A 13,439-nucleotide genomic window follows, 5' to 3' on the forward strand; every position below is an offset into this window, starting at 1 on the left:
GGGGCTCAGTCGTTGTCGGCGCGCTGCTCGCGTGGGCGCTGCGGGTCGGCCTTGGAGACGACGCCGTCGCCATTGGTGTCCAGGCCCGTGAAGGTCTTGTCGGCAATCGCCTGGTCTTCGGCCCAGGTGAACTTGCCGTCGCGCGCGCGGTTGACGATGCCAAAGCGCGTGTGCGCCTGCTTGATGTTGTTCTCGTAGGCGGCATCGGGCTGGCGGCCTTGGTCGAAGTACTGGCGCTTGAGCCGGCCTTCGAACTCGGCCACGTATTCGGCCTCGCTCAGCACGCCGTCGCCGTTGGTGTCGGCGGCCTTGAAGCGCTGCAGGCGGATGGCGTCGAACTCGGCGCGCGTGACCTGGCCGTCGCGGTTGGCGTCGTAGCTGCCCAGGAAGGCGTCCAGGCCGTGGCCGCCGGCAGGGCGGGCCGGCTGGTTCTGGGCCGCAGCCACCGACGTGGGCGCAGCGTTGCCGCTGGGCCCGCCGGCGCAGGCCGACAGCAGGGCAGTGGCGGCCAGGGCCGCGAGCAGGGATGTGGTGCGTGTTGTCATGGGTGGTTCTCCGGTGGGTGGATGGGCGGGAGGAATCAGAAGTCCACGTTCAGGTTGACCGCCACAGTGCGGCCCGGCGCGGTGGACACCTCGATCTGCTGGCGGTCCTGCGGCAGCGCCGGCTGCAGGCTGCGCGTGTTGCTGTAGGCCCAGTAGCGCTTGTCGGTCAGGTTGAAGATGCCGGCGTTGACGCGCACGTTCTTGTTGATGCGCCAGTAGCCGGCGATGTCGAAGCGCGCGAAGCCCGGCACCCGGAACAGCGTGACCGTCGAGTCGGTCAGCTCTGCGCCAGGGTTGTTGGTGAAGGACTGGCGGTTGGTGGCGATGGCCTGCTTGCCGCGCACGAAGGTGCCCGTCAGGTTCAGGCCCCAGGCCCTCTCGGGTGCCTCGTAGCCGATGCCGACGATGGCCTTGCCCGGCTGCACCGTGTCCAGCGGCACGTCCTTGTCGCCTGCATAGCTCGACTTGGCGCTGCCCTTGCTGTAGCCCAGCGCCCAGGTGCTGTACAGGCCACGCGCGGCCGGCGTCCAGGTGCCATGGTCCAGCCGCACGCTGAGTTCGGTGCCGTAGATGTGGGCCTCGTCGCGGTTGCTGGCCTGGTACAGGATGGAGAGGTTGTCCTGGATGTCGACGAACTTCTCGGGGTTGTTGGCGCGCGTGTAGCGTGTGTAGGAGATGAAGTCGTCGTACTGGGTGTAGAAGACCGAACCGGCGAACGTGACGCCCGGCACCGGCGAGCCCTTCAGGCCGACGTCGAAGGCGTTGCTGGTTTCCTTCTTGAGGTTGCGGTCGCCGAGCAGCGCATAGCTGCCGCCGCCGCTGTTCCAATAGCCGAAGATCTCGCTGTTGGTGGGCGCGCGGCCGCTGCGCTTGTATTGCGCGTAAGCCGTGAGGCCCGGCGTCACGTCGTAGAGCAGCGCCAGGCTGGGGCTCACGATGGTGGTCGCCGGCGCCTTGCCGTACATCTCTTCCAGTTCTTCCTGCGTGATGCGGTTGTTGCCGAAGCTGCCGGTGTTGCGGATGCGGGGGTCGACGCGGTCCACCCGCAGGCCCGGCACCACCGCCAGGCGGCGGCCGCCGACCTGGAAGTCGATGGTGTCCTGGATGAACACGCCTGCGCGCTGCGTGACCGTGTCGGGGAAGGGCTGGCCGGCTGCGTTCGCTGCGGTGGACGTGAACGGGTGCTCGTTGCTGCTGCGCGAGTAGTTCACGCCGAACTTGATGGCGTGGTTGGCGATGCGCTTGTCGGCCACGCTGGAGAAGCCCGCCTGTTGCGTGGTGTTCTGCGAGACCTCGCGGATGAGCGCGCCGGTGGCCAGCGTCACGGTGTCCGTGAGGTCGTCCATGTCGGTGTTCTGCACGAAGACGCGGGTGTTGACCTGGTCGAACGGGCCGCCGGCACCTGGCGTCCAGGTGTGGGCAGCGGACAGGGTGTCGCGCCTGGTGCGCGAATCCTGCCGCGACAGGCCGGTGATGGCCGTGGCGGCGCTGTTCCAGCTGTCGAAGGTCGAGTCGTTCTGCTTGCGGTAGAGGTCGGCCGACAGCTCGAACTTGTGCTGCGGGTTCACGCGCAGCACGCCCTTGAGCAGCAGCGCATCGGAATGCCAATCCTCCGGGGCTGCGCGGACGGTGTCGCTGTCGCTGTTCGGCCTGGTTTCCTTGCCGTCGCGGCGCGAGTAGGCCAGCAGCACGCCGAGGTCGCCCTGCTGGCCGGCCAGCGTGAGGCCTTTGGCCCAGGCGCTGTCGGCCTCGCTGAAGCCGAGTCTGGCGCCGGCGTAGAACGGCTTGTCGGCGTGCACGTAGTCCTCGGGCGACTTGCTGCGAAAGCTGACCGCGCCGCCAATGCCGCCGGCCGTGCGCTGCGAATTGGTGGTGCCCGACTGGATGTCGACCGACGAGTACAGGTAGGGGTCGATGAAGTCGCGGCCCATGCCGAAGGTGCCATCTTCCGAGCGCGCGGTCATTGGCGCGCGGCCGACGGCGTCGGGCATCTCGATGCCGTCCACGTCCAGGCCGATGCGGTTGCCCTCGACGCCGCGGATGTTGTAGCCCGTGGTGCCGCTGCGGTCGTAGCGGCTGGCGCCGCGCGTGGCGCCCTGCACGGTGCCTGGGGCTTCGACGAGCGGCTGGTAGCGGATCACGTCGGCGATGCTGTTGCCGCCGGTGCGTTCGACATCGTCCTGCGTCAGCACGGTGCGGGTGCCGGCCTCCCGGCGCACGGCCTCGGCGGTGACCTTGACCTCGGGCAGCACGACCTGCGAGGCCGCGGCAACCGCTTGCGGTGCATTGGCGGCCTGGCGCAGCACCCAGATGCCGCGGCTGCGCTCCTGCACCTGCAGGCCGGTGCCGGCCAGCAGATGCGCGAAGCCGTCGCGCACGCTGAAGCGGCCATCCAGCGCCTGGCTGCGACGGCCGGCCACCAGCGTGGCGTCGAGCTGCACCGACACGCCTGCGCTGGCGGCGAACCGGGCCAGTGCTTCGCCGAGCGGGCCGGCCGGCACGCTGTAGTCGGCCACGGGAACGGCGTCCTGGGCCTGGGCGGCGGGCGGGCAGGTGGTGGCCAGGGCCATGGCCAGCAAGGCCTGGCGCGCGGCCTGTGCGAGCGGCGAGGCCGGGGCGCGCACGGTAGCGCGGAGATGTCGGTGCATGCGGAGCTTTCCTTTGAACGGAGTGCGTGGCTGGCTCCGCACGGCGCGGGAAAGCTGGCTCTGGGTGCCATGGCACGCGAGATGAAAAGAACAACCGCGTGCCGCAAAAAATCAGCTGGGCGGTGGCGCCGAGGATGCGGGCATGGCGACCCGCCAGCGCGTGCGGCAGACCACCCGCACGGGCAGCGTGCCGGTTTCTGTGGCGAGCCTGCGCCGCAGCCAGCCGCGGTGCTTGCTGCACAGCGTGTGGATCAACTGCTGGTTGCTGGAGTGAAGGGACTGGGCCGCGGACAAGGGGGCTCCGTTCGGCGGAGCGAAACACCGCCCGCATCTAAACAAGAATTGTTCTCATCTTACACCGGGCGGTAAGCAACTGTGTCGAGAACCCCACACGGCGCGGTCCGGTGCGCAGTGCGGCGCGTGGCCTGCAAAATGTCGTCGTCGCCGCCCTACACATCCGAGCCTCGTCGATGATTCTTGAAACCGTTCTCGCCTACGTGCACTGGGTCGCCATCTTCGCGATGGTGGTGTTTCTCTCCAGCGAGGCCGCGTTGTGCCGCGTGGAGTGGATGAACGCGCGCGTGGTCGAGCGGCTTGCGCGCGTGGACATGCTCTACGGCATCGCTTCGGTGGCTGTGCTGCTGACCGGCCTGGCGCGCTCGGCCTGGGGCGCCAAGGGCATGGGGTGGTACTGGTCCAACCCGCTGCTGCACGGCAAGGTCACGCTGTTCGTGGTGATCGGCCTGATGTCCATCAAGCCCACGCTGACCTACCTGCGCTGGCGCCGCCAGCTGCGCGCGACGGGTGCGCTGCCGCCCGAGGCCGAGGTGCGCAGCATGCGCAAGACCGTCATGGCGCAGGCCCACCTGATCCCGCTGGTGGCGCTGGCGGCGGTGTTCCTCGCGCGCGGCTTCGGCAAGTAGAGGCGCCGGCCCGCGGCACTGCCCGGTTGCGGGACGCTGCGGGGCGCTGCCGGGCGCAGGCCGCCGGTGCACGGCGCGCCCACGGTCCGTGCCGCGCGTGGCGGCTGGTTCAGGAAAGCATCTCCCGGATGCGGATTCCCAGTTCTTCGAGCGAGAAGGGCTTGGTCAGCACGGCCATCCCGGGCTCCAGCTGCCCGTCGCCGATCATCGCGTTCTCGGCGTAGCCCGTGATGAAGAGCACCTTCAGGCCGGGAAGGGCCGTGCGCGCCGCATCGGCGATCTGGCGCCCGTTCATGCCCCCGGGCAGGCCCACGTCGGTGAGCAACAGGTCGATGTGCGCGCCCGATTGCAGGGCCCGCAGCGCGGTCTTGCCGTCGCTCGCCTCCAGCACCGTGTAGCCCAGCTCGCCCAGTTCGTCCGTCACCGCCATGCGGATGGTGGGCTCGTCCTCCACGAGCAGCACGGTCTCGCCCACGCTGGCACGCCCCACCGTTTCGAGCGCGGGCAGCTCCGCGGGTTCGGCCGACGCGGTGCTGCGTGCGAGGTAGATGCTGACGGTGGTGCCGGCTCCCACTTCCGAGTAGATGCGGACCTGCCCGCCCGACTGCTGCGCGAAGCCGTAGATCATCGACAGGCCCAGCCCGGTGCCCTGGCCCAGCGGCTTGGTGGTGAAGAAGGGCTCGAAGGCCCTGGCCATGACCTCGGGCGTCATGCCGGTGCCGGTGTCGGTCACGGACAGCGAGATGTACTGGCCTTCGGCCATCGTGAGCGTCTTCGCCGCCTGGCCGTCCAGCCAGCGGTTGGCCGTCTCGATGGTGATGCGCCCTCCGTCGGGCATGGCATCGCGGGCGTTGATGCACAGGTTGAGCAAGGCGCTCTCCAGCTGCGGTGCGTCGACCAGCGTCGGCCACAGGCTGGCGGAGCCGACCACCGTCACCTCGATGCTGGGCCCGACCGTGCGCCGCACCAGGTCTTCCAGGCCTGCCACCAGCAGGTTGACATCGACGATCTTCGGGTCGAGCGTCTGCCGGCGCGAGAAGGCCAGCAGCCGGTGCGTGAGCGCGGCCGCCCGGCGCGCAGCCCCCTGGGCCGCCACCACATAGCGGTCGACATCGGCGATGCGGCCCTGGGCGATGTGGCGCTGCACCAGCTCCAGCGAGCTGGTGATGCCACCCAGGAGGTTGTTGAAGTCGTGGGCGAGACCGCCGGTCAACTGGCCGACGGCCTCCATCTTCTGGGCCTGGCGCAGGGCTTCCTCGGCCGCCATCAGATGGCGCACGGTGGCGTCGACGCGCTGCTCCAGCCCGAGGTTGGCCTCGGCCAGCTGCCGTTGCGCGCGCACCTGGTCCGTCACGTCGTAGCCACCGGCGAACACGCCGCTGACTGCGCCCGATGCATCGCGGATCGGCTCGTAGACGAAGTCGATGAACCGGTCGGCTTCGCTCGCGGTGCGGTTGTCCAGGTGCAGCGGCATCGCACGTGCCGTGTACGCCGTCCCGGTCGCGTACACCTGGTCGAGCAGCTCGTAGAAGCCCTGGCCGGCCAGTTCGGGAAACACCTCGCGCACGGTGCGGCCCAGGAAATCGCGCTCGCCCGAAATCGCGACGTAGGCGTCGTTCACGTACTCGTAGCGGTGTTCGGGGCCGGACAGGATGCCGACGAAGCCGGGCATCTGCTGCAGGCTCAGCCGTTGCCGCTCGACTTCCTGCGCCCGCGCCGCCGCGGCCTCCTGCCGCACGGTGTCGTCCCGCGCGATCTTGATGAAGCCCCGCGGCTGGCCGTCGGTGTCGTCGGGCAGCGGGTGGACCGAGCCGTTCATGAACACGCGGCGCCCCGACTTGGTGATGTGCCATCGCTCGTCGTGGGCATGGCCGGTCCGCGCCGCCAACGTCAGTTCGCGCACGTGCGCGCCGTCCGCCACGTCTTGCGGCGTGAAGACCAGGGCCACCGACTGGCCCAGCGCCTCCTGCGCCGTCCAGCCGAAGATGGCTTGCGCACCCGCGGACCAGGTGGTGATGTGCCCTGCCGGGTCGACGGTGAAGATCGCATGGTCCTTCGCGCCTTCGATCACCAGGCGCAGCTGCTCGTTGCTGTCCTTCAGCGCCGCGTCTGCCAGCACCTTGTTCGTGGTCTCGTTGGTGAAGATGAAGAGGCCTGCAATCGCGCCGTCCGGCCCGAGGATGCGGGAGTACGAGAACGTCCACCACGTGTCGGCCTGTCCCCGGTCGGTCGCCAGTTTCCAGGGCAGATCGTTGAAGCGCTGGCTCTGCCCGGCCATCGCGGCTGCGATGATGGGATGGGCCTGCGCGAGTGCGTCGGCCCAGACCTCGTCGAACGGCGAGCCCATGGCCCAATCGACGCGCGGCCCCAGCAGGGGAATGTAGGTTTCGTTGAAGAAGAAATGCAGCTCCGGGCCCCAGCACAGGATCATCGACTCCGGCGAGTTGACGACCAGGCTCAGCGCAACCTTCAGGCCCTCGGGCCACGCATCGGGCAGGCCCAATGGGTGGCCGGTCCAATCCCTGGCAAGGATCAGTTCCGTGGCACGGCCGCCTCCTGCGAGGAACGGTGGTGGTTCGGGGGTTGGCAATCTCGTGGCTCCAGGTCTGTTGGATGCGCCATTGTGGGTTGCGGCAAGCCCTGCGCCGCACGCCGGCGGCGCTGTCCACCGGGCGCAAGCCCGGCGAACGCCAGGGCGCAGGCCCGGGCCGTTGCGGTGCCTGGCCCGGTCAGGCCTTGTTGCAGTCCGACAGGTACTTGTTGCGCTCGTCGCCCTTGAGTCCCTTGGCCGCGGCTTCCTTGCTGCAGGCACCCAGCTTGGAGGCGGGCTTGCCCGCTGCGGCCGGCGCGGCGGCCGTCACGCCCTTGTTGCAATCGGACAAGAACTGGTTGCGTTCGTCGCCCTTGAGTCCCTTGGCCGCGGCCTCCTTGCTGCAGGCACCCAGCTTGGAGCCGCCCTTGCCGGCTGCGGCGGGCGCGGCGGCGGTCAGGCCCTTGTTGCAGTCCGACAGGTACTTGTTGCGTTCATCGCCCTTGAGGCCCTTGGCGGCGGCCTCCTTGCTGCAGGCGCCGAGCTTGGTGGCCGGCTTGGCGTCATCGGCCGCATGGGCGCTGCCGAGCGACAGGGCGCATGCCGCGGCCAGGATCAGGGAGGCGGTTTTCAACATGGAGTGTCCTTCGAATGCGTTGAAGAGAGGCTGGCCGGCAATGGCAGCCGGCACGACTCTAACGCCGCCGGCTGCCTGCGGATGACCGGCTCTCACAGTTCCGTGGCCATGCGTTGCGCCATCTGCGCAAAGATGGTCTGCACGGCCTCGTCCAGCCACTGCGGCGCGGCGCGCGTGTCGCCCTTGCGGCGCAGCAGCGCCAGCACCTGGTCCTGCGACGGGCTGCGGATGCGCCGCAGCGCGATGCCCGTGCGCCCGAGCAGCACGGCCGACTGCGGCACCAGCGCGTGGCCCAGGCCCGCCCCCACGAGGTCGAGCACGCCGTGCACGGTGCTGGCCTCGTAGCGGATGCGCGGGCTGAAGCCGGCGCGCGCGCACAGGTGGATCGACTGGTCGAAGTAGGCCGGGCCGCGGTGCCGCGTGAAGGCGACGAAGTCCTGCTCGGAAAACCCGCGCAGGTCGATGGCCGCGCGCTCTTGTGGCGGCTGCGCGGCGGGCGATGCCAGGCAGAACGGATCGTCCATCTGCGCCGGCGCCACCACGCGCGGATGCCGGCCCGGGCTGCGCGCGATGCCCGCATCCAGGTGGCCGGCGACCAGGGCCTCTGTCTGCGCGCTGCTGATCATCTCGCGCAGCTCGATGCGCAGGCCCGGGTGCGTGGCGCGCAGCAGGCGCACCAGCTGCGGCAGCACGGTGCTGCTGGCCGAGGGCACGTAGCCCAGCGACAGCACGCCGCCGGCGCCGTCGCCTTGCAGCCGGTCCTTCAGGTGGCCGGCGCGGTCGAGCAGCGCGCGGGCCTCGGGCATCAGCGCCTCGCCCGCCGCCGTCAGCCGCACGCCCTTGGGGTGGCGCACGAACAGCGGCGTGCCCATCTCCTCCTCCAGCTGGCGGATCTGCACCGACAGCGGCGGCTGCGCGATGAACAGCTTCTCGGCGGCGCGGCTCAGGCTGCCGGTCTCGGCCACGGCGATGAAGTAGCGCAGGTGCCGCAGTTCCATGGGTGCCCCCTATACCTCGTGAATATGGAAACCATACCCGAACGGTGTTTGGAATATTGCGGGCGTGTGCCGAGAATCCGCCCCGACCCCTTTACTCCGGAGACAAGCCCCATGAAGAGATTTCTCGCCCTCGTGATCGGCAGCCTGGCCCTGGCGGCCACGGCGCAGGACTGGCCGGCCAGGCCCGTCAAGCTGGTCGTGCCCGCGCCGGCCGGCAGCTCGCTCGACTTCATCGCCCGCACGCTGGGCGACAAGCTGCGCGATCGCTGGAAGCAGCCCGTGGTGGTGGACAACAAGGCCGGTGCCGGTGGCATGCTGGGCATGGCCATGGTCGCCAAGGCGCCGGCCGATGGCTACACGCTGGGCATCGGCTTCAACGGGCCGATCGCGTTCGGACCCTACATGTACAGGAAGATGAGCTACGACCCGGCGCGCGACCTGCTGCCCATCGTGCTGACCTCCTCGCAGCCCAACGTGCTGGCGGTGCCGGCGGGCAACCCGGCGAAGACGCTGCCCGAGTACGTGGCCTGGGCCAGGCAGCAGAACGGCAAGGTCAGCTACGCCTCGGTCGGCGCCGGCAGTTCCTCGCACCTCACGATGGAGCTGTTCCGCAGCACGGCTGGCTTCGAGGCCACGCACGTGCCCTTCGCCGGCTCGCCGCCGGCCGGCCTGTCGCTGGCCTCGGGCGAGACGCATGGGCTGTTCACGGTGGCGCCGGCCTTGCTGCCGCTGATCCAGAGCGGCCGCATCCGGCTGCTGGCCGCCACCAGCCTCAAGCGCAGCGAGGGCATGCCCGACCTGCCCACCGTGGCCGAGCAGGGCTACCCGGGGTTCGAGGCGCTGGCCTGGAACGGCCTGTTCACGGCCGCCGGCACGCCGCCCGAGCTGGTCGCCCGCATCAACGCTGACGTGAACGCGGTGATGCAGGACGCCGGTGTGCGCGAGGCCTTCGCCAAGCAGGGGCTCATCATCGGCGGCGGCACGGCCGACAGCTTCAAGGGCTTCATCGCCGCCGAGGGCAAGAAGTGGGGCGCGATCATCCAGAAGGTCGGCATCACCGTCGATTGAATGCTCGCCATGCAAGCCTTCCAGAAAACCCGCGCCGCGGCGGGACTCGAACTGGTCGACGTGCCGGTGCCCGTCGTGGATGCGGCCTCCGACGAGGTGTTGGTGCGCGTGCGCGCCACCGGCATCTGCGGCAGCGACCTGCACGTGGACGACTGGACGCCGAGCTACGCCTTCATCGCGCCCAGCATCCCCGTCACCATCGGGCACGAATTCGTCGGCGTGGCGCAGTCCGGCCCGCTGGCCGGGCGCCGCGTGGTGGTGCGGCCCTCGGTCACCTGCGGCAGCTGCGCCGCCTGCACGGAGGGCCGGCACGACGCCTGCGAGCGCCGCCGCGGCATCGGCATGACGCGCGATGGTGCCTTCGCGCCCTGGGTGCGGGTGCCGCAGCGCAACTGCGTGCCCGTGCCCGACAGCCTCAGCGACGAGATGGCCGCGCTGACCGAGCCGCTGACGATCTCCATGCAGGCGCTGCGCATCGCGGGCGACGTGGCGGGCCTGCGCGTGCTGGTCATGGGGCCAGGCACCATCGGCCAGGGCATCGCGGCACTGGCGCGCCGCGCGGGCGCCAGCCAGGTCGTGGTCAGCGGCTACGACGACGCGGCCCGCTTCGACGCGCTGCGCGCCATGGGCTTCGATGCGCTGGTCGACGTGAAGGCGCAGTCGCTGGCCGACGGCACGCGCGCCCACACCGGCGGCGCGCCCTTCGACCTCGTGTTCGAGGCCACCGGCGTGCCCGAGACCATCACCGAGGCGCTGGCCCTGCTGCGCCGCAATGGCATCGTGGTGGTGACCGGCATCCACGCCCGGCCGCTCGCGCTGGACCTGACGCCGCTGGTGCGCAACCAGCAGCAGCTGCGCGGCTCGTTCCGCCCGCCCGAATCCGACTGGCCGCTGGCGCTGGCGCTGATGGGCGAGATGGACGCGGTGCTGCGCCCCATGGTCAGCCACGTGCTGCCGCTGGCCCGGGCGCACGAGGGCTTCGCGCTCGCGCACGGCAAGCAGGCCAGCAAGGTGCTGCTGTGCCCGGAGGCGGGCGATGCCTGAAAAGCCGCAGGCCACGGCCCTTCTGGCGCTGTGGAACGGCGTCGCACCCGAACACGAGGCCGAGTACAACCGCTGGCACGCCGAGGAACACGTGCCCGAACGCCTCACGGTGCCGGGCATGCTGTGGGCGCGGCGCTACGCCGCCTTCTGGCCGCAGCCCGGCCCGCGCTACCTGACGCTGTATGGCCTGCGCGACGCCCGCGTGCTGGCCGAAGACGCCTACCAGCGCCTGCTGCGCGAGCCCACCCCCTGGAGCGCGCGCATGCGCCCGCACCTGGGCCAGCTGTCGCGCTGGGTCTGCGCGCTGCAGGCGCCGCACGGCGCGCCCGCGGGCGAGGGCTTGCGCGTGCAGACCCTGGACGCCCCGCCGCAGCCGGTGCCGGGCGCCCTGCTGGCCGAGCGCCTGCCCGATGCCGCGCCGCTGCCCTGGCTGCAAGGCGGGCAGGAACATGCGGTGCGGGGCAGCTGGCTTCTGGCCGCCGGCCTGCCCGAACGCCCGGCTGCCGCCGTGCCCGGTGCCATGGTCTACGCCGCATTGCCCGTCGGCGCGCGCTGAGCGCCCGTGGCGGCGCTGAAGCGCGCAGCGGCCGCCACCTAAAATCCCGTGGATGTTCTCCGTCAAACAAGAATTGCTGGCCGCACTGGGCACCGCGCTGGAGCAGGTTTCCCCCGGCGCCAGCGCCCGCGCGGCCTTTGAAACGCCCAAGGTCGCCGCCCACGGCGACCTGGCCTGCACCGCGGCCATGCAGCTGGCCAAGCCGCTCAAGCTCAACCCGCGGCAGGTCGGCGAGCAACTGCGCGCCGCGCTGCTGGCGCAGCCGGCCGTGGCGCAGTGGGTCGCGGCCGTCGACATCGCCGGCCCTGGCTTCCTGAACCTCAAGCTCAAGCCCGAGGCCCGCCAGCAGGTCGTGCGCGAGGTGCTGGCCCAGGGCGAGCGCTTCGGCATGCAGCCGTCCAATGGCCGCAAGGTGCTGGTCGAATTCGTCTCGGCCAACCCGACGGGCCCGCTGCACGTGGGCCATGGCCGCCAGGCGGCGCTGGGCGACGCCATCTGCAACCTGTACCAGTCGCAGGGCTGGGACGTGTGGCGCGAGTTCTACTACAACGACGCCGGCGTGCAGATCGCCACGCTGGCCAATTCCACGCAGCTGCGCGCCAAGGGCGTCAAGCCCGGCGACGCCGGCTGGCCCGAGGCGGCCTACAACGGCGACTACATCGGCGACATCGCCGCCGACTTCCTCGCGAAGAAGACCGTCAAGGCGGACGACCGCGAGGTCACGGCCAGCGGCAACGTGGACGACCTCGATTCGGTGCGCGAATTCGCCGTGGCCTACCTGCGCCGCGAGCAGGACCTGGACTTGAAGGCCTTCCAGGTGCGTTTCGACAACTTCTACCTGGAGTCCAGCCTGTACACCTCGGGCCGCGTCGACGACGCCGTGGCCCGCATGCAGGCCTCGGGCAAGACCTACGAGAAGGATGGCGCGCTGTGGCTCAGGTCGACCGACTACGGCGACGACAAGGACCGCGTGATGCGCAAGTCCGAAGGCGGCTACACCTACTTCGTGCCCGACGTGGCCTACCACATCGCCAAGTGGGAGCGCGGCTTCACCAAGGTCGTCAACATCCAGGGCACCGACCACCACGGCACCATCGCGCGCGTGCGCGCCGGGCTGCAGGCGGTCGGCGTGGGCATTCCCGAGGGCTACCCCGACTACGTGCTGCACACCATGGTGCGCGTGATGCGCGGCGGCCAGGAGGTCAAGATCTCCAAGCGCGCCGGCAGCTACGTGACGCTGCGCGACCTGGTCGAGTGGACCAGCAAGGACGCCGTGCGCTTCTTCCTGCTCTCGCGCAAGCCCGACACGGAGTACGTGTTCGACGTCGACCTGGCCATCGCCCAGAGCAACGACAACCCGGTCTACTACGTGCAGTACGCCCATGCGCGCATCTGCTCGGTGCTGGCGGCCTGGGGCGGCGACCGCGCCAGCCTGGCCGGCGCCGACCTGTCGGCGCTGCAGAGCCCGCAGGCCGATGCGCTGATGCAGCTGCTGGCCAGGTACCCCGACATGCTGACGAGCGCGGCGGCCGATTTCGCGCCGCACGACGTGAGCTTCTACCTGCGCGAGCTGGCGTCCAGCTACCACAGCTACTACGACGCCGAACGCATCCTGGTCGACGAACCCGCCGTGCGCACCGCGCGCGTGGCCCTGGTGGCGGCCACCGCCCAGGTGCTGCGCAACGGCCTGGCGCAACTGGGCGTCAGCGCGCCCGAGAAAATGTGATCCCACGATGACGCAAGCACAACAACGCAAGCGGCCCGCCGCCAAGCCCGGCGCCAAGGCCGCACGCGGGCAGACCGGCGGCACCATCGTCGGCTTCATCGCCGGCGTGGTGGTGGGGCTCGTGGCCGCGCTGGCCATGGCGGTCTACGTGACCAAGGTGCCGGTGCCCTTCATGAGCGGCAAGTCGCCGTCGGGCCGCACGGCCGACGACGACGCCGAGAGCCGCAAGAACCAGAACTGGGACCCCAACGCGCCGCTGCATGGCCGCAACCCGGCGCGTCCGGCGGCGCCGTCTTCCGCGCCAGCGGCCGCACCGGCAGTGCCGCCCACGGCGGCCGTGCCGGCCCCGGGCGCTGCGCCGCGCGCGGACGCCGCCGCCCCTGCCGGGGCGCGGCCCGCCACGCCGTCGGCCGACCCGCTCGGCGACCTGGCGCGTGCCCGCTCGGCGGCCAAGCCTGCGCCCGCGGCGGCGCCGGCGGCTGCCGCGGCCGATCCGTTCGACTACTTCGTGCAGGCCGGCGCCTTCCGTACCGCCGACGATGCCGAGGCCCAGCGCGCCCGCCTGGCCATGATGGGCCTGGAGGCGCGCGTGACCGAGCGCGAGCAGGCCGGCCGCACCGTCTACCGCGTGCGCATGGGCCCCTACCATTCGCGCGAGGATGCCGAACGCACCAAGACGCGGCTGGACAGCACGGGTGCCGATTCGGCCCTGGTCCGCGTACAACGCTGAAACTTTTTGCGACCGCCGCCGCTCACACCGGCCC

Annotated in this window: 12 protein-coding genes; 7 read left to right on the forward strand and 5 right to left on the reverse strand. The window is 70.7% G+C overall.

All coding sequences use genetic code 11. The features are described from left to right. Positions 1–5: 5 nt before the first annotated feature. Both ASF44_RS07525 and ASF44_RS07530 read right to left on the reverse strand, forming a co-directional pair. A complete protein-coding gene (locus tag ASF44_RS07525; RefSeq protein ID WP_056898593.1) occupies positions 6–545 on the reverse strand; it encodes an EF-hand domain-containing protein in 540 nt (179 codons plus the stop codon). A gap of 35 nt (positions 546–580) precedes the next feature. Continuing rightward, complete coding sequence (locus ASF44_RS07530; protein ID WP_235579159.1) at positions 581–3,193, reverse strand: TonB-dependent receptor; 2,613 nt, start codon at positions 3,191–3,193, stop codon at positions 581–583. A 142-nt stretch (positions 3,194–3,335) separates the two neighbouring features. Between ASF44_RS07530 and ASF44_RS33080 the strand changes: the two genes are divergently transcribed. Both ASF44_RS33080 and ASF44_RS07535 read left to right on the forward strand, forming a co-directional pair. Next, complete coding sequence (locus ASF44_RS33080; protein ID WP_255358193.1) at positions 3,336–3,467, forward strand: hypothetical protein; 132 nt, start codon at positions 3,336–3,338, stop codon at positions 3,465–3,467. A 196-nt stretch (positions 3,468–3,663) separates the two neighbouring features. After that, on the forward strand, positions 3,664–4,116 hold the full coding sequence (locus ASF44_RS07535; RefSeq protein WP_056898594.1) for a DUF2214 family protein: 453 nt from the start codon (positions 3,664–3,666) through the stop codon (positions 4,114–4,116). Positions 4,117–4,225: 109 nt separating this feature from the next. Here the strand turns inward: ASF44_RS07535 and ASF44_RS07540 are convergent, their stop codons facing one another. From ASF44_RS07540 to ASF44_RS07550, 3 genes are all read right to left on the reverse strand, one after another. Further along, positions 4,226–6,706, reverse strand: a complete 2,481-nt coding sequence (locus ASF44_RS07540) for a PAS domain-containing protein (protein ID WP_082524587.1) — start codon at positions 6,704–6,706, stop codon at positions 4,226–4,228. Between the two features lie 139 nt (positions 6,707–6,845). Then, entirely contained in the window at positions 6,846–7,283 is a 438-nt protein-coding gene (locus ASF44_RS07545; RefSeq protein WP_056898596.1) for a PsiF family protein, read from the reverse strand. Between the two features lie 92 nt (positions 7,284–7,375). Next, positions 7,376–8,281, reverse strand: a complete 906-nt coding sequence (locus tag ASF44_RS07550; RefSeq protein ID WP_056898597.1) for a LysR family transcriptional regulator — start codon at positions 8,279–8,281, stop codon at positions 7,376–7,378. A 111-nt stretch (positions 8,282–8,392) separates the two neighbouring features. On the opposite strand from ASF44_RS07550, the gene ASF44_RS07555 reads away from it, so the two are divergent. From ASF44_RS07555 to ASF44_RS07575, 5 genes are read left to right on the forward strand one after another with little or no spacing between them, the layout of a single operon-like run. After that, complete coding sequence (locus tag ASF44_RS07555; protein ID WP_056898598.1) at positions 8,393–9,349, forward strand: tripartite tricarboxylate transporter substrate binding protein; 957 nt, start codon at positions 8,393–8,395, stop codon at positions 9,347–9,349. 9 nt (positions 9,350–9,358) lie between these two features. Continuing rightward, positions 9,359–10,393, forward strand: a complete 1,035-nt coding sequence (locus tag ASF44_RS07560) for a zinc-binding dehydrogenase (RefSeq protein ID WP_056898737.1) — start codon at positions 9,359–9,361, stop codon at positions 10,391–10,393. Next, positions 10,386–10,949, forward strand: coding sequence for a DUF4286 family protein (locus ASF44_RS07565; RefSeq protein WP_056898599.1), 564 nt, complete (start codon positions 10,386–10,388; stop codon positions 10,947–10,949). The genes ASF44_RS07560 and ASF44_RS07565 overlap by 8 nt, the downstream gene beginning before the upstream one ends. A 52-nt stretch (positions 10,950–11,001) precedes the next feature. Beyond that, positions 11,002–12,675 (forward strand): arginine--tRNA ligase, encoded by a 1,674-nt coding sequence (gene argS, locus ASF44_RS07570; RefSeq protein WP_056898600.1) that lies wholly within the window; start codon positions 11,002–11,004, stop codon positions 12,673–12,675. A 7-nt stretch (positions 12,676–12,682) separates the two neighbouring features. Further along, entirely contained in the window at positions 12,683–13,405 is a 723-nt protein-coding gene (locus ASF44_RS07575; protein WP_056898601.1) for an SPOR domain-containing protein, read from the forward strand. Positions 13,406–13,439: the final 34 nt, after the last annotated feature.

It is taken from the genome of Pseudorhodoferax sp. Leaf274, from assembly GCF_001422445.1.
Lineage (GTDB): Bacteria > Pseudomonadota > Gammaproteobacteria > Burkholderiales > Burkholderiaceae_C > Pseudorhodoferax.

Bases quoted from the DNA above. Each gene is read 5' to 3' on its own strand.
- ASF44_RS07565 (WP_056898599.1), top strand. From the start codon at position 10,386: ATGCCTGAAAAGCCGCAGGCCACGGCCCTTCTGGCGCTGTGGAACGGC.
- ASF44_RS07550 (WP_056898597.1), bottom strand. From the start codon at position 8,281: ATGGAACTGCGGCACCTGCGCTACTTCATCGCCGTGGCCGAGACCGGC.
- ASF44_RS07545 (WP_056898596.1), bottom strand. From the start codon at position 7,283: ATGTTGAAAACCGCCTCCCTGATCCTGGCCGCGGCATGCGCCCTGTCG.
- ASF44_RS07530 (WP_235579159.1), bottom strand. From the start codon at position 3,193: ATGCACCGACATCTCCGCGCTACCGTGCGCGCCCCGGCCTCGCCGCTC.
- ASF44_RS33080 (WP_255358193.1), top strand. From the start codon at position 3,336: ATGGCGACCCGCCAGCGCGTGCGGCAGACCACCCGCACGGGCAGCGTG.
- argS (WP_056898600.1), top strand. From the start codon at position 11,002: ATGTTCTCCGTCAAACAAGAATTGCTGGCCGCACTGGGCACCGCGCTG.
- ASF44_RS07555 (WP_056898598.1), top strand. From the start codon at position 8,393: ATGAAGAGATTTCTCGCCCTCGTGATCGGCAGCCTGGCCCTGGCGGCC.
- ASF44_RS07560 (WP_056898737.1), top strand. From the start codon at position 9,359: ATGCAAGCCTTCCAGAAAACCCGCGCCGCGGCGGGACTCGAACTGGTC.
- ASF44_RS07525 (WP_056898593.1), bottom strand. From the start codon at position 545: ATGACAACACGCACCACATCCCTGCTCGCGGCCCTGGCCGCCACTGCC.
- ASF44_RS07575 (WP_056898601.1), top strand. From the start codon at position 12,683: ATGACGCAAGCACAACAACGCAAGCGGCCCGCCGCCAAGCCCGGCGCC.
- ASF44_RS07535 (WP_056898594.1), top strand. From the start codon at position 3,664: ATGATTCTTGAAACCGTTCTCGCCTACGTGCACTGGGTCGCCATCTTC.